Here is a 16768-nt window from a genome sequence, read left to right on the forward strand (position 1 = left end):
AGCACCACGTTAGTCCTGTGATTCCGATGAAATACCAGTTAATCGGAAGTAACCCGTACGAGCATCGTTGTCGGAAATCAACTCTTGCAATAGATCTGGCAAGTTCATTCCACTCCAACGCACCACCTGTTCAATGGCATAAGCCATTGGCGAGTGAGGCTCGGTTTCTTTAAAAAATTCGGCAATTTTGCCTAGTTGCTGAATCGCGTCTGCACGATTCCTTAATTGATTACTTGGCCCGGCAACCGCTTCCGCGTCGCTTGGCTGTTCATCAGATTCTTCTAATATTTCTTCGATAGATGCCTGTGCTTCTGCAGCCGACAATTTATCTGCCGCTAAATAACGCACAGCTTCTATACAATCGGTTAAACGCTTTATAATGTGCGAGCTAGGTTGGGGTTCGCCAACCGCTTCATCCATAGCGGCTGATAGCTTTTTGTAAGCTTCGCTGGCCAGTTCAATGTCTTGCAGCAATTCAACAAAAAACGCACCCGAAGTGGCTTTTACCGTATTGGTAATATCTTCTAAGCGCACCGCACCGGAGTTATGACGTTGAGTTCGCTTCTTCTCTTCTAAGCGCTCCACTTCACTGGCTTGCTCAAACTCCCATAAAGAGTAGGGCTGTACGTCAATTAAATCGGTCAGCGGCACACAGGCGATGGGCATTAATAAAGTGCCTTCGCCGTCGTAGCCATTTAGTCCCACAAGTGGAGCCACTCGGGTCACAACACCGTCTTCGTCGGGGCTTGGATATAAATTGTCCCAGTGGTTTTCAATCAATGTTCGAGCTATATCAAAGCCTTGGCGCAGGCCTTTAAAACCTTTACGGCGCACTAGGCCTTCGATAAGCCAAGCCGCCAGCTCTAGATCTTTGCAGTTTTCTACTAATACCTCAGGAACTTGATTAACGATCGGGTCCCATTCGTTAGCAAAGCTCAGTAGCGGTTCGTTATCCACCAACGCATTACGCTCGGCAGCACGCGCAGTGTTGCGCACATCTTTAAGCGTGAAATAAGTAGACATAGGCGAGGCGTCTAAACGCGGATCTTCGCCACAAGGTTGTTCATCTGAAAGCGGCTGAGCCAGTTGTTCAAAATCGATATCGGTCAATTCTAGAAACATGCTGTTAAGTCCTTACCGCTGTGCGACGATTAAAAAATACCGGCACCGTGTCGTCACAGTGTTCGTCTTCGGTATCTGCGTCACTTTGGCTTACTTTTACCAATACACAGGTCACGTTATCGCTAGCGCCTTTCACTAAAGCTGAATGCATCAGCGCTAAACCAATATCAGAGACACTTTTTGCCTGCATGCACATTGCTAAATCGCTATCGTTCAGCTCTTTAGTCAGTCCGTCGGAACACAATAAAAACTGGTCACCCGGTAGCAACTGCCCTGAGTTTTGGTCAACAGTCAGTTCATCACTCACACCAATGGCGCGGGTAATCACGTTAGACAGGGGATGGTCTTCCGCTTCTGATTCGGCAATTAAGCCTTGCTCTACCATGTCCATCACTTGGCTATGGTCACGGGTTTTACGCTGTAAATGGTTGTGACGCATGAGGTAAATACGGCTATCGCCCACCCATAAGCAGTGATAAAAACCATCGCGTACATGCAGTAACACGGCAGTGCTACCAGCGGTTTTTCCATCTAAGTTTTGCTGCGAATAATTTATAATTTGTTGGTTGGCTTGTAGAAATGCTTTGCGTAAGCAGTCAATGCTTAAGCTCGCCGCAGGGGTTTGCTCTACGCACTGCTTCACCGCATCAATCACCATTTGGCTGGCAACATCACCTGCTGCATGACCGCCCATACCGTCGGCGACGACCCAAACACCTTCTTCTCGCATGTCCAGCACAGCATCTTCGTTATAAGGTCTTACCTTGCCCGGATGGGTTTGGGCAAAACTCACAAAAAAGCCATCCATTAAGCTTGAACTAGCTACCATCCCCATTGCTCCCATTGGCCATCTAACATGGCTGAAAATTGACTGACAAGAGGTAAGCTTTCGGTCACCAAACTACATTCTGGAACAAACTCTGAACCGGCTGTCCACCATATGCAGTAACGCTCTAAGCGCTTGCGTAATTGCTGATGTAATAGGTGCTCGGGGTTAATAAACTGCTCGCTCTCCAACACTAACTGCTGGCTTTGCTTAGCATGATTAACTAAACGATTAGCGGGTTTGATAGCATCTAACCAATCAACGTCTGCCACACTTTCTGCCCAGCGAACTACGTCAGTATCATCGTCTAATAGCTTCAGTACTTTTTGTTCACTTAGTTCACTCCACTCACGTTGCTGCCAAGCGTTCACTGGCGGCTGACTAATAGGTTTAGCCATGGTGAAGTAAAAATGCCGGCCCACTTGATCTACGCTTGGCATCAACGTGCCAGCCATGGCCGACTCGCCACATACACCTGGCGATAGAGCAAAATGCCAAATCGGGCTGGTGAGGTAACGGTCTAACCATTGTTCACCTAACTGCTCTCGGCTCACTGCGATAACAGCTTGTAGCCACTCGCTCCAGCCAGCGACAAAATCGCTAGGTAGATGACTCTGAATAAAGTCCCCGCGAGCCGGGACCTTACCAAAGTAACCAAATCCGTTTATAGCGTTACTGGGCATGAGAACCTCGCTAAATCTCTAGACCAGAATGGGTGCATCGCAGTAGTTGGTATCAACTCTAATTGCACTTTATTACCTTTAAATTCAATGTCTAAAACGTTGTCTTTACGGCTTTCTGGACGCTGCATAGCTAAACCATCTAGCATTCTGAACAAGCCCCAATGACCTGGGTAAGTTTCAGAAATAGAGTGGCCAGATTTAGGTGGTACAAAGGCTAAGCGAGTACTACGGCTTGAGTCAGTTGGCCAAATAAAGTGCGAGGTTCGCTGCGGGCCATGGCGATACACCAATTCTTGCTCGCCTAACTCAACCCGGAAGTTATTAATGTGGCCATCTAAGTAAAGTGGCTTCAAGCCAAACTCAACCCTTGGTGTTTGCGAGCCAGGCTCAAAAAATACGTCGCGAATACGGCGTGCTTGTTGGAATACTTTTAGTGACGCAGGGTCTATGCCTACCGAACGCTCCAGTTTCCAATTACGTTTACTGGTATCAACCGATGATTTTAAGTAGCGCTCAAAGAAGGTATCCATGGTGCCGCCGTAGCCAAAGAAGCGACCAAAGTCTTTTAGACGAACCTCTTCACCCGCTTTACTATTAAATGGGTATTTGCCACGAATCGCTGCGCGGTATTCTTTGTAAACACTGTCCTTCCAAATTGCGTTTACATGCACTTGCGCACCACGTTTAGCCAGTGATGAAGTTTGGCTAGATAGCTCACCCATCATATTCGAGAACGGCGCGGGTAAGTCTTTACGCGAACGACGCAGTGCACTAGTCACCGCCGACTGGCTGTTGTCATCCATTAAGCTGGTATAAGCGCGCTTGTTATTTGATTCTGACAGTACGTCTAAGTAATCACGTAGCTGTAGCATCGAAACGTGCATGCCTTCCAGATCAGCTTCATTAATGCTCAACAAGTCTTCAAATTCGGCTTCTACTTCAGAGCCAGGCAACGAAATTTTGGCCTTAGACATATCGTTAGGTAAGAAACGATTTAAGCGTGCCTTTTGACTCTTTAAGGCTACGTCAGTAACGTTTCCGGCAACTTCACCAGCCATTTTTGCGTTATCGCTCACTGCGATATCGGTTAAGCGAAGCTCTTTTTGTACTGCCATAATGAAGCTTTGCAAAGGACGCTCTGAGCCAGTTAAGTTTTTGGCCAGTTCTGCGCCTTCTTTAGCCGACGAGTATGGGCGCAACTGAACGTCATCTAACAATTGTTCCCAAACATAAACATAATCCCGGAAGTAACGTTCACTCACCGCTTTAACGACTTCATCGCGAGTCGCTTCATCAATCGACAAGCTATCGCCGTATACCCAACTGTCTTCCATTAGGCGTTTAACGATGCGGTTGTTTTCAATGCGGAATAAGCCGTGGAAGCCACTGTAGGTGTATAAGCCAGGAATACCTTCGTGCAGGGGCTCGCCACTGTTACGAATAAATACTTGGCGACCTTGGCGACCAAATACGTCACTCAATCTAAAGTCGGCTACGTGGCTAGACAAAAACTCAATGCGTAATCGTTGATAAGCCCGCTCGGCCAAAGGCATACGCGTTAATACGCTACGCGCTTGGGCAATTGCGTTTTGATTTACCGGAATAATGTTCACGCCATCAGCAAACAAGTTGCGGGTATGAGCCATTAAGTCTTGGCGAAGCCCAGTGTTAATTTCACCAGGCAAGTGACGCTCGTAGTAGATTTCAAACCAGCTATAGATTTGCTCAATTTCACGATGTTCGGCATCGTAAATCATCAAATAAGTTTTAAGTGATTCGTATAAATACTCGAGGTATTCCTCATTTTCGGCCAACTCGGTGGTTAAGGCATCGGTTAAGTAAGAAGCAAAGAAACCTTGCAAGGCACGTTGATAAGCCATTTGCGCAGGCTGACCAATTTTTTCACCTTGGTATAAGCCCATGCGGTGAACGTCTTGATCGATGAGTTTTTCACTAAAACCTGCCGGTAAATCGCGTAAAGCATTAAGCGCTTGTACCAAGGTAATCACGTCGGTATCAGTACTTAGGCCGGGTTTTACAATGTCTTTGTATTGGCTAACAGCTGTTTCACTGTGATCTACTAATTGTTTGTTCCAGCTATAACTGTTGTACCAAAGAACGCTACAAGTCAGCAGAGTAAAAGCACAACCGCCCGCCACAATGCGACGGGTCCACATTGAATGTTTCTGGTGATGGCGATTAACCGAACCAACAAACTTCTCTGGGAAAATCACGTCTTCAAGAAGGCGTTTAATAAAGTAACCTTTGGTCTCACCACCCTGTTGCTTCAAAGGCACTTGGCCTAAGCCCAAGCCATTAGACGTTTCAGCCATCACTCGGTCAATCGGCTTACCTTCTTGGGTGGCACTGGCAATGTATAAACCACGCAGCATTGGCGCTTCTTCAAAGGCATTTGGTGAGAAAATCTCTTTTAAGAAATCATCGATGCTTGATTGCAATAAATGCATTTGCTTAGGAAATTCGTACATCAAGGTACGTTTATCAATGTCGCGCTCTTGCTGCAGGCGAACATTTAAGCGGGTTTGAATACGCTTAAGTAAGCCGTGGAATTCACGGTTGAACAAACCCACTACACCGGTATCTTGGTTTTCAGCAATAAGTGGGAACGTAATACCCCAAATTTGCTCTCGCTCATTGGCGTTTAAGTCAGCAAAGAATTCGCTAAAACCAGCAATTAAGTCAGCCTTAGTTAGTACCACGTAAACCGGGAACTGCATGCCTAACTGATTTTTAAGCTCTTGAATACGCTGTTTAATAGCGCGCGCATGCAAGTTACGCTCGGTGCGAGTTTGTTGTAACAGGCTCGCCAAACTTACTGTAACAATAGCACCGTTAATCGGCCGCTTAGTACGATATTTTTTAAGTAGTCCTAAAAAGCCCAACCAAGCACGGGAATCTTTAGCACTGTTACTGTCTTGCGTGGTGTAGCGCCCCGCGGTATCAATCAATACTGCTTTGTTGGTGAACCACCAATCACAATGGCGAGTACCACCTACCCCAGCTAAGGGATCGTCACCTAGCTTGTCTTTAAGCGGAAACTCTAAGCCTGAATTTTGTAGGGCGGTGGTTTTACCGGTACCAGGAGGGCCAATCATGATGTACCAAGGCAATTGATAAACGCCTTGGCCTTTGGCTAAACTCGAATTTTTTAATACATCTAAAGCCGTTACCACTCGCTCACGCAAAGTTTCTACTTCACGGCGGCTTTCTTCATCATCACCATGCTCGTCTTCGCCATCGAGTAAAGACTGAACCGCTTGTTGGTTTTGCTTAGTGCTTTGTATGTGCTGCCAAAACTGATAAATAATACAGATTAAGGCCAAGGTAATAATAGTGAACCAACGCGCAGCAGCACTACCTAAAGGCTCTGAACCAGCAATCGCGATTAACGGGCCACCAAACCAGATGAGAAAGGCTACGGCAAGAAACCCTAGTAAGGTAATTGCCCATTTAGACTTCAACATTTGAATTAAGCGTTGAAAAAACAAACTGTTAAACATTTTTCAATCCTTTAGCCTTGCTTAGTAAAGCAAATCAATCTCTACACGACGATTCAAAGCACGTTCCGATTCAGTGTTATTGCTAGCACGTGGGTCAGAATCTCCTCGGCCTTCTGGCCATAACCTGCCTTGTAACAAGGTACCTATCGACATGGTGTTGGCGACTGAAGTCGCGCGCGCCAATGACAAGTGCCAGTTAGAGGGATAGCGGCTAGTAAAAATAGGTTGGTTGTCGGTGTGGCCGGTAATAAGTACTCGCCCGGTCGTGGACTCTAAGGCCCGAGACAGTTTTTGCAGTACTGGCACAATTGACGATTTAACTTCGGCGCTGCCTGCACTAAATAACTCGCTAGAATTAATAGTGATTCGAACACGATCACTCAATGGAGCAATTTCGAGTAATTGGCGATCCACCTCTGTTTGCAGGCGTTGCTGCAGCATAACAATTTGTTGGTCGTCTACCGCAACGGTTGTTGTTGACGTGCTTTCCCAGCGAGCTAGGGTATTAATTTGGTTAAACACCTGATTTGAATAGCTATTAATGAAATAGCTGCAGCTCATATAAATTGATAACAACACCACACCAAAAATTGCCGCTATCACCCACAGCGGTAAACCACCGTTGGCTTCATTACCAATACTCACACTCGCTTGGCTCTGTGGAGACAAATCAATATCGGCTTCGCCATGGATAGACTGCAAACGGTCAAATGCTTGCTGGCGGTACTCTTCTAGCTTCTCTTGGCCGCGTTCTTCTAAACGCATTTTGCCAACAAAACCTAGCGACAAACTGAGATACTGCAGCTCTAACAATTGGGTTTTAGCGTGCGGAGAAATCAGGTTTTCATCTAACAAGGTGAAGAAATGCTCGCCACCTGAGGTTTGCGAATGAAAAGTAGATAATAAGCTGTCACTCGCCCAAACAGATTGGCCGCCCCAGTTGGTATTTAGTACGGTTTCATCAATGAAACAGCACACACAATAACGGGCAGCATCGATAATCTCGGGGCTTATTTGTTGATGCCTAAGGTTAGCTTCATAATCACGAATCTTGTCGATACATACTTGGCGTAATGACGCGATATCGCCATGTTTAGAAGTGCAGCGAATCTGGCCTACCATTGACAATAGCGCGCTGGCCTCGTCAATCAGAGGGTTATCACCAAACTTTGGTAGTTGTACACCTCGCTCTTTATTTTTAGAGGGGGTGATAACCACGGTACACTCTGCTTCAGCAGCATTTGCGGCAATTTTACCAAGGTCGCTCACTGGCTTATTACCGCCTCGGCTTCCTGGTCGAGGCTTCATCACTGTAGCTTCAGACATCTATATTCATCCTTGGAACGTTGATTACTGGCTAATCGCCCAAATTTGCATTTCAAGCTCGGGGTAATTCCCCGAAAGGTGGATGGCGACACCACCACTGGCACTAAGGCGCGACCAGTAATCGTTGCTTTTATCCAATTTGAAATAGTGAAAACCAGCGTGGTATGGGATTTGGCGCGGCGCTACGGGCAAACCAATCGCAGAAATGCCGGGGAGCTGGTTATTAACCAAGTCACGAATGTGCTCAACAGGGCCAATTTTCACCTGTGATGGGAAGCGTTTACGCAACTCGTCTGGGCTAATGTTGGCGTTAACCGCGAGTACAAACTCAGCTCGCTCTAGCAAGCCTTTATCTTGTACCTGCGCAATACGGATCCCGTAGTTGGTTTCATCTAAGGCAATTTGTACCGCTGTTTGTTCTAGCACCATGCTCATGAATTGGTTCAATACCACCATCACGTCACCGAATACGCGGGTCAGCTCATCATGTTGGTAACCAGGCAATTGCGGGGCGCGTTTTTCTTTACTAGAGAACGTCGCCAACTCACCAGCAAGACCTGCTAGCTCTTGATATAAGCGCTCCGGATGCAAACCGTTGGTCGCCAATATGTGTGCAAGTACCGCGTCGTAACGGTTGAGCAATTGCAGCATTAAAAAATCTGCGATTGAACTGGCACTGCCTTGGCCAGCGCCAATACGAGCAGCCAAGGCTTCGGCGCGTTGGCGCAACATACCATGAACTTCTGTTAACTGTTGTTTTAGTACCGGGTTAGCCTGAGCGTTTAATGACGCGGGAATAAACTTTTCGTCGAGGCTAACTTGACCTTCTTCCGACACTTCGATGATTTTGGCTATCGCCAATGTGTCGTAACCCGATAAGTTGTCACTTTCCAGCTTCAGTTCAAAACCCGCTTGGGCTAATTGCAATACTTCAACTGCGTCATTACCAATGTTGGTATCAACCACCTCGTGATCAACAAAGCGATAGCGAGTAACACTGCGCCCTTGGGCTGATACGTTCAAACCGTTCGACTTTTCAGTAGGAAGAGCAATAAACACCAATTGGTCTCTTATGCTGCTATCTAAAGAAAGAGGCTCTGGAATAGGGTCTCGAGTAGGGCTAATAATTGCCGCGCCGTCTTGTAAACAAGCCTTAAGAGTAGATAAACCAAACTTGCCATTACTTAATAGAGCACGGTCAAAATTGAGTTCGCTCACACCCCAGTAATAACTCGATTGCTGTAATAGATTTTGCTGCAACTGAAAATTCAAACTGCGTTCTTGCTGCTGAAAGTGTTGCGGACGCAAAAACATCCCCTCGCTCCAGGCGACACGACAAAAGTCACTCATGTTTTAATCCCGTGATACTGCTTTATGGATTGCCAACAAATACGGCGAGTTCACCAACATGAACATCGAAGGTTTTGTAGTTGGTAGGGTCAATAGTTACTACTTCACGCCAGCTGGCGGTGTCGATATCTCGATAAGCAACTAATACACCGGCATAACGAACACCCGGAGATAGCGACAGTTTGTATTCAAACTGGCTACCTGGTTCAAATTCGAACTCGGTGCGATTGATTAGGTCAGGACCAAGCACTTGCGATGCATCGTCGTACAAAGCGAAGAAATCTTGGCTGTCGAATAAGGTGCGAGACGATAATTCAAAGACTTTCACTACGACCGGAGAAGCACGCCCAGTAATGTCTGGATTAACCCCTTCGTCGACATGAAACTGTAGTTTTGAATATGGTTCTACTACGTAATTGGCTACGGTACAGCCAAACATTGAAACACTTAGTAATACACTAAGTACTAACTTCCCTATGTTGCTCATCGTTATCCCTTTTGCTCTATGCTTTTTAAGCTTGATTCATAAGCCTTGGCAAAGTCTTCCATGTAGAAAGCGTTGCTGTTTCGGCTAAACTCATTTTCCAAATCACTGTAAATTGAACAGTAACGGTTCCAACTCTTATGCTTTTCAATTGCCGAATACACCTTGGCAATTCCTTTAGCGTGTTGATCTTTGGATTCTATCGATTTAGGGTCGAGCAGCTGCATCACTCCAGCAACCGCACCTTCAATCCCCGATAACAGGGCGTATTCATGGCGCTCTAAATCGATAAACGCTTCTTTAACCGCTCGCTCTGGAGGCAGAAAACCAGCAGTTTTGCGTTGTAATAAGTTATGAATGGCATCTTCGGCATTAGTAGAAAACTTAAGCGGGTTGTTTTCATTCCTTCTGAAAGTCGTTTGATTGATTCGACTGTTTTCTTTAAAGGCAGCACGGTTATGCAAGGTATTCATGATGCCATCCAAAGAGTCGCGAGTAATCACGCCTAGTTGGTGCCACCAGCGTACCGGATTATCTTGAGATACAAGCTCAGCAGATATTCCCATGCCTTCTAAAAAAGCAGTGAGATGGGCGTGTTCATCAGCAACTGTTGCCGTTGGTTTAGCCTGATTTTGCTGAGTTGGCGCACTAACTGCTGGCGCCACGTGATTTGAATACTGAGCAGTATTTTGCGGGGTTGCGTAGGCAAGCCCTTCATCAACTCGAGGCGCAACGGGTTCTTGAGCAACAGGAACATGAGGTACTGCTGGGGACGGTGCAGGATCACTCACTACCGCTGCTGTAGGCGCTGGTTGTTCTGCAGGCTGACTGTTTTGGGGCGCCGGTTGAGACACCGTAGCAGGGCTAGAGAATAGGGCATTCCAATCTTCTGGAATACTAGATTGCTCGTCATCGGTTAAGGTTTTTGGCAGTGCAAACGCATCATCTAGATTGGCATTTAACCTAGAATCTAAGCTGGTTGCCGCAACTGCTACAGGCTCTGGTTCAGCCAATACACCAAAGTCTTCTGCCACCGGTTGAATGGGTGCAGAGCTAAGCGCTGCAGGAGCCGCAACACTAGCAGGCTGAACCTGTGCGGAGATAGCCACTTCAATCTCGTAGTCACCAATAGCTAACACATCACCATCGTTTAACTGATAAGGCGTATCTTTAGCTAATGGCTCAACCGAGCGGTTTACAAATACGCCATTGGTAGACGTATCGTAAAGCCAAAACTGACCATTATTCGATTCAATTCGAGCATGGCGACTTGAGATAACACGCTCGGGGTCTAGCAGACACCATGAGCATTGGCTAGCTCGGCCAATAGTAATTACAGACTCCCCTGAATCAGTAGAAAGAAATTTCTTTTCTTCCACGCCAGAGGTAAACCTGTGATAACTCATCACAGACAAACACAAATTCATTTTCTTCCCGTCCCTTAGAAGTACTTTTTTACCTCAGGCTGAACCCATCACCCTAAAGATACTAATGATTTATATATCACCAGAAAAAGAAGCGGTATTATTACACTTAATAAATAAACCAATCAATATCAAAATAAATAATTTTAATAATAAAATTATTTTTCCCTACCTTTGATTTTTGACGATATTATTGTTAGCATCCGAACCTTTGTTTTACTGGGCTAAAAGCTAAAAACCATGTAAAGCAGTGACTAAAAAACAGTCAAAAAAGTAAAGCGAACGGATTTCACAATAATTTTCTTCTATTAAAGAGACTTTAATTCTAGAAATTAAAGACTAGAAAAACCGAAAATAGTATTCTTACTATTAATATATTTGTCACACATTAATGATAGAATGTGTTTTAGCCTGATAGGGTAGTTTCCATGGATGACGTTAATAAAGACCAAACCGCCACACCGAAAAAAAAAGCTGAACAAGCAGCTAATTCTTCAGGTTCTAATGACAAAACCGTAGTAAGTAATACAGAAACGGTAACCCCGAAAAAAAGCAAAGCGCACACTCCTAACGATCAAATGCTCAATCGCGTCATCAAAAAGCGCTATCAAATTGAAGGTTTGGTTGGCCACGGTGGAATGTGCGATGTGTACCGCGCCAAAGACTTATTGCTAGAAGCCGCTGGTGATAGCCAGCCTTATGTGGCGATTAAGCTGTTACAAAAAGAATTTCATGATCAGCCAGATGCTGCACGTATTTTGATTCGAGAAGCTCGGAAAACGCAGCGTTTAAGCCATCCTAATATCATTCGCGTGTACGACTTTGGCGTAGACCAAGAAGACTACTACTTGGTAATGGAGTGGTTAGATGGGCAAACCTTAGATGAAGTGATAAAGAGTCATCGACCTAATGGTTTGTCTTATAAAAGCAGCTTGGCTCTACTTCAGCAGCTGACTTCTGCACTCAGTTATGCCCACGAAAATGGCGTAGTACACGCCGACTTGAAACCAGGCAACATCATGCTATCGCGAGATGGCACCATCAAAATCTTTGATTTTGGTGTATCACGCGCACTTAACTTAAATGCCGATCAGTATGCTGCAGACAAGCCTGAAGAAACATCACCTGTGAGTGGCTTTACACCGACTTATGCTTCACCAGAGTTGCTGGATGGCGCTGCGCCGAGCATCGCCGACGATGTATTTGCCTTTAGCTGTATCGCTTACGAGTTGCTATCTAGCAAGCACCCATTTAATCGCAAAACAGCAAACCAGGCAGCGAAAGAAAAGATTATTCCAGCTAAACCTAAACATGCTCCTTTAATTCGTTGGGCTAGTTTAAAAAAAGGCTTAAAGTTCGAGTTAAATCAACGCACAACAGATCTTTCCAAGCTGGAAAAAGGCCTAACCAATAGTTACTTTAAGCCTACTTTTGCAGTTGCCTGTGGCATAGCATTAATTGGCTCTGTAGCTTATGGCTACCAACAAACCGAGCTGCAATTTAACCAAAGCCAACAAGCCCTAGAAACCTTGCAGCGAGTAGAGCTGGCTAACCAAGAATTGGTGGCCTTAACACCTCAGCAATTTTTGCCTATTCTCAGCACTATTCCTGTAAAGCAACATGTGCCTAAACAAGCGATGCTTCGTGATAAGCAACGTTTAGTGATTGATTATTATGAGAAACAAATCGACGATTTGTTAAATAATCGAGACAGTGCTTACCCCGATTACTACGCGATTCAGTCTTTACTTCAAGAAGTGAATCGAATTTATCCTGATTCCTATAGCTTGGCTTTAATCGCTGAAGACGTAAACCAAGGCTGGATGGGAACCGTTGAAGCATTGAGCCAACGTTTAGACACTAACCTAGAGCAAGGTAGATACCAGCATAGCGAAGATGGCGACGATATTTACCTTATCTATCAAGATTTGTTGCAAGTAAGAACTGACTATCAGTTTGCGCCCAATGAAAAATCAGAAAAAATGTTCACTCAGCTTTTCGACAAAGCCGCAGACGACTTAGATGTAGTTGCTCTTGCCGATATGATCTCAGCGGGTGAGACCTTTTTTGCCAATAGCGAACAACAGCAAGCGCGCATTGCTCGTGCAGCAGAGTTGAAGTCATCAATTAGTGCCATGGCAGAGTACAAGCAAGCCATAGCCAATGAACAAGAAGCTGATTTTCCTTATCAAGCCGCTGAAGTGTTTTACCAAAATCACTTCGCACAAATGCAAGAACGCATCGATGGTTTAACCCGTGTGAAAACGCTAGATAAAATGGCGCGAGAAGTAGATGTAATGGCCAAAGAGTTGCCTAACGACTTCTCACACCTAGTCGAAACACGCCAATCCATGGCTAACAAGTATCTACGTTTTTCAGATTACTTATTGAAAAAACGCCGCACTAAAGAAGCCAGTGCCGTAATGAAAAAAGCGCAAGATTTAATGACCAAAGTGCAAGATGCTCGCGTTGCCGATAACGCTTAAACGGCTTCGCCTGCACTTATAATTACCCTTAGGTAATGACAGTTTAGAGTGATTCAAAGCAGGTAGGCCGAGTCATCGGTCTACCTGCTTTAACTAAAAGCTCACTGGCTACGCTCTACAGGTATATTCGGTGCTCAACCGTCGGAAACTCAATAAACTGATAATGTCATTCCTCCACTGCTTAGCCATTTTCAAAGAACTGCGCCTGTAATCCTGTTTACTCGAAAGCCAGCCTCGTTATTGCCAATAAGCCTTAAGTAAAATGGCTAAACCAACACTCGCCAAGAACTAAACCTCTGCCACCCAAAAATGCCTTCAATCCAGGCTGTTTAAACAATCTACAAAAACGCGAGTAGGTTCACAGCAAACCCTTCTTAAATTATATAATAATACAAATATAACGGGATTTATCGACGACTCAAAAGGATTACCTATGCGCTTACAAAAAACAATCGCTCTTGGTGCTGGCATTCTGGGCACTTGTATTGTCCTATCCGCTCACGCTTATGTTCAAGATCCGCAGCTCACCAACTACCGCGCCGACAAAGGTAAAAGTGCAGTATGGCTAAGCCACGAAGATTCAAGTAACGGTTTAGGCGATGTGGGCAGCTCAAAAGATAGCGCTTTTGAAGGAGAAGGTTCATCTCGTTTTCGCTTTAAGCGCGATGTCAGTAACCATAATTTTTCAGCAATGCCTGGTTTAAGTCAGCTGGTGCGTGATTTACCAGCCAATACAGACATGGTGTTCTCTCTATTCTATTGCGATAAAAAAGGTAATAGCTCACCAACGCAATTATATTTTGGTGTTCGAGAAGTTGGCGATGCATCGCTCACTGGCAATATGCTAGCCGAAACTCGCGCGCACGTGCGTGATCTAGCCGACGCGCCACAAGGAGAAAACAAGAAGTGTTTCCGCCAAGTCAGTATCGACTTCAATACTGGCGATAATAACCAAGTGGAAATATTTAGCCTTTTAGAAGTAGACACCAGCACGACACCTAGCTTAGATAAAGAGCTGGAAGTACGCGTAGATGCCTTTTCTATCAGCAGAAAATAGCAACACATTACGCCATTAGTCACTCACGGCTAGCGCAAAGCTAGCCGGTTTTAATTCCACAAAGTCCTACTCTCGGCTCTTCAATAAGCCCCCCAAGTAGCAGTATTCTTAGCAATGACTGCCAATTTTAAGCGGAATACAGTCTTGCTCATCCATGATGAGTATTTTGCCCCTGCTAAAATGCCAATGACGAATTTGTCTTCAAAAACACCCTAAGAAAAATGGTAATTACTGCTACATAAGCAGTATTTATATTGCTTAATGTTTAAGCTAGCCCCCGTTTTTACTTATAAACATAAGCTAGAGCGGGGCTTTTCATAACCAGCATGTAATAATGTTTAATACATCAAATAGCCGCCAGTCATTTCATAGCCACCAGCTTAGAGAGCGCCTAGTGAAAAAAATAGCCGTATTCGCCGATGTTCAAAACATCTATTACACCTGCCGCGAGGCCTACGCTAAACAGTTTAATTACCGCAAACTTTGGCAGCAATTAAAAGAGCAAGGCGACATTGTTGCAGCTTATGCTTACGCAATTGATCGCGGTGATAACCAGCAGCTAAAATTTCAAGACGCACTTAAACACATTGGTTTCAAAGTAAAACTTAAGCCCTTTATTCAACGCAGCGACGGCTCAGCTAAGGGCGACTGGGATGTTGGCATTACCATCGACGTATTAGAAGCGGCACGCGACGTAGACATGGTAGTCTTGCTCTCTGGCGATGGTGACTTTGCCATTTTGCTGGATAAAATCACTCAGGAGTATTCGGTTGAGGCTTTGGTCTATGGGGTACCTAGCCTTACCGCCCATGCCTTAGTTAACTCGGCCAGTGTTTTTCAAGCAATAGAGCAGCCTTTATTACAATAAACTACCTACATTAGCCCCCAGCAAAATGCCGCCTAGTTTTGCTGTTCGGCCCTTCTAAAACACCTCAAGTGACATATATTTTTACAAGACAAGCTCAGTAAAGTGAAAAACTTGCTATTTTTTACACAATTGTGCCGTGTTTTCAGCTATCATCGCGCCCCCGAAAGCAATTGCTGCTGCGGTTATACCTTTATTTTTCCCTCGAAGAGGACGCCATTGTGAGCCAAACTGATTTTTCTACTCTTGCCCTACACCCTGATTTATTAGCAAATCTGGAAACTTTGGGTTATAGCTCCATGACGCCAATTCAAGCGCAAAGTCTGCCAGAAATTCTGGCAGGTAAAGATGTTATCGCTCAAGGCAAAACGGGTTCAGGTAAAACCGCCGCTTTTGGTTTAGGTTTGCTTAATACCTTGGAAGTTAAACGCTTTCGCATTCAAACATTAGTATTGTGCCCAACCCGTGAACTGGCCGACCAAGTGGCTAAAGAGATCCGTAAGCTGGCGCGTAGCATTCATAACATTAAGGTGCTAACCCTATGTGGAGGCATGCCTTTTGGCCCGCAAATTGGTTCATTAGAACATGGGGCCCACATTGTTGTAGGCACACCCGGTCGTGTAGAAGAACATTTAAACAAAGGCACGCTGAAGTTAGATAACATTAAGAACCTGATTCTTGATGAAGCAGATCGCATGTTAGAAATGGGCTTTCAATCGGCCATTGATGCCATTATTGAATTAGCACCGAGTGATCGCCAAACCTTATTGTTTAGCGCCACCTTCCCAGCTCAAATTGAGAGTATTTCTCAGCATATAATGCGCGAACCAGTGCGTATAGAAGTGGCTAGCACTCACGATGACTCGTCTATTTCACAGCACTTTTATAAAGTAGATGACAACGAGCAACGTATGTTAGCGCTACGCTTGCTGTTATTACAGCATCGCCCTAAATCTAGTGTGGTATTTTGCAATACCAAACGCGAAGCGCAAGAAGTTGCCGATGAATTACGCCTACTCGGCTTTAGCGCTGTTGCCTTACATGGTGATTTAGAACAGCGTGATCGCGACCAAACCTTAGTGCAGTTTGCCAATAACAGTGCCGCCATTTTGGTAGCAACCGATGTCGCAGCTCGAGGCTTAGATATTGACTCGCTTGATGCTGTGATTAACTACCACATTGCACGCGATGTAGAAGTGCATGTGCACCGCATTGGTCGTACCGGGCGTGCTGGCAGCAAAGGCTTGGCTTTTTCATTCTTTAGCGATAAAGAGCATTACAAAGTCGCCTTACTGGAAGACTACTTAAGCCGCCCCATTGAAGACGAAGAACTTCCAGATATGTCTTTACTAAACAAGAAGCCAGCAGGTGCGTTAATGGCTACCCTGCAAATTGACGGCGGTAAGAAACAAAAAGTAAGAGCCGGCGATATTCTGGGTGCGTTAACGGGCGAAAATGGTATTAGCGGCGCACAAGTTGGCAAAATTAACCTGTTTGATAACCGCGCTTATGTAGCAGTGGAGCGCGAAGTACTTAAGCAAGCACGTAAGAAGCTAGAGCACGGAAAAATGAAAGGCCGCTCGTTTAGAGTTAGACACCTAACTTGCTAAGTTAAGCAAACTAA

General features: G+C 45.2%; 12 protein-coding genes. 4 read left to right on the top strand and 8 right to left on the bottom strand.

Annotated features, from left to right (window positions below; translation table 11 throughout):
• Positions 1-9: 9 nt before the first annotated feature.
• The 8 genes from tssA to tagH are packed head-to-tail and all read right to left on the bottom strand — an operon-like array spanning position 10 to position 10739.
• Positions 10-1122 (bottom strand): type VI secretion system protein TssA, encoded by a 1113-nt coding sequence (gene tssA / locus FFR00_RS06040; RefSeq protein ID WP_137672484.1) that lies wholly within the window; start codon positions 1120-1122, stop codon positions 10-12.
• Positions 1123-1126: 4 nt separating this feature from the next.
• Positions 1127-1951 (bottom strand): PP2C family serine/threonine-protein phosphatase, encoded by an 825-nt coding sequence (locus tag FFR00_RS06045; protein ID WP_235836169.1) that lies wholly within the window; start codon positions 1949-1951, stop codon positions 1127-1129.
• Positions 1945-2631, bottom strand: a complete 687-nt coding sequence (tagF, locus tag FFR00_RS06050) for a type VI secretion system-associated protein TagF (protein WP_137672485.1) — start codon at positions 2629-2631, stop codon at positions 1945-1947. The genes FFR00_RS06045 and tagF overlap by 7 nt, the downstream gene beginning before the upstream one ends.
• Positions 2613-6152 (bottom strand): type VI secretion system membrane subunit TssM, encoded by a 3540-nt coding sequence (gene tssM, locus FFR00_RS06055; RefSeq protein ID WP_137672486.1) that lies wholly within the window; start codon positions 6150-6152, stop codon positions 2613-2615. Before tssM ends, tagF begins: the two co-directional genes overlap by 19 nt.
• 21 nt (positions 6153-6173) lie before the next feature.
• A complete protein-coding gene (gene tssL, locus FFR00_RS06060) occupies positions 6174-7478 on the bottom strand; it encodes a type VI secretion system protein TssL, long form (protein WP_137672487.1) in 1305 nt (434 codons plus the stop codon).
• 24 nt (positions 7479-7502) lie between these two features.
• The gene (tssK, locus tag FFR00_RS06065) at positions 7503-8828 is read right to left on the bottom strand and encodes a type VI secretion system baseplate subunit TssK (RefSeq protein ID WP_137672488.1); all 1326 of its coding nucleotides are present in this window, start codon (positions 8826-8828) and stop codon (positions 7503-7505) included.
• 22 nt (positions 8829-8850) lie between these two features.
• The gene (gene tssJ / locus FFR00_RS06070; protein ID WP_137672489.1) at positions 8851-9315 is read right to left on the bottom strand and encodes a type VI secretion system lipoprotein TssJ; all 465 of its coding nucleotides are present in this window, start codon (positions 9313-9315) and stop codon (positions 8851-8853) included.
• A gap of 2 nt (positions 9316-9317) precedes the next feature.
• Complete coding sequence (gene tagH, locus FFR00_RS06075; protein ID WP_137672490.1) at positions 9318-10739, bottom strand: type VI secretion system-associated FHA domain protein TagH; 1422 nt, start codon at positions 10737-10739, stop codon at positions 9318-9320.
• A 425-nt stretch (positions 10740-11164) separates the two neighbouring features.
• Here tagH and FFR00_RS06080 point away from each other — a divergent pair, with 425 nt between their 5' ends.
• The 4 genes from FFR00_RS06080 (at position 11165) to dbpA (ending at position 16754) form a co-directional block, all read left to right on the top strand.
• The gene (locus tag FFR00_RS06080; protein ID WP_137672491.1) at positions 11165-13222 is read left to right on the top strand and encodes a serine/threonine-protein kinase; all 2058 of its coding nucleotides are present in this window, start codon (positions 11165-11167) and stop codon (positions 13220-13222) included.
• Between the two features lie 433 nt (positions 13223-13655).
• Positions 13656-14279, top strand: a complete 624-nt coding sequence (locus FFR00_RS06085; RefSeq protein ID WP_137672492.1) for a hypothetical protein — start codon at positions 13656-13658, stop codon at positions 14277-14279.
• Positions 14280-14673: 394 nt separating this feature from the next.
• Positions 14674-15147 (top strand): NYN domain-containing protein, encoded by a 474-nt coding sequence (locus tag FFR00_RS06090; RefSeq protein WP_137672614.1) that lies wholly within the window; start codon positions 14674-14676, stop codon positions 15145-15147.
• A gap of 218 nt (positions 15148-15365) precedes the next feature.
• Positions 15366-16754 (top strand): ATP-dependent RNA helicase DbpA, encoded by a 1389-nt coding sequence (dbpA, locus tag FFR00_RS06095; protein WP_137672493.1) that lies wholly within the window; start codon positions 15366-15368, stop codon positions 16752-16754.
• Positions 16755-16768 lie beyond the last annotated feature (14 nt).

Source organism: Agarivorans sp. Toyoura001 (genome assembly GCF_005405585.1).
Taxonomy (GTDB): domain Bacteria; phylum Pseudomonadota; class Gammaproteobacteria; order Enterobacterales; family Celerinatantimonadaceae; genus Agarivorans.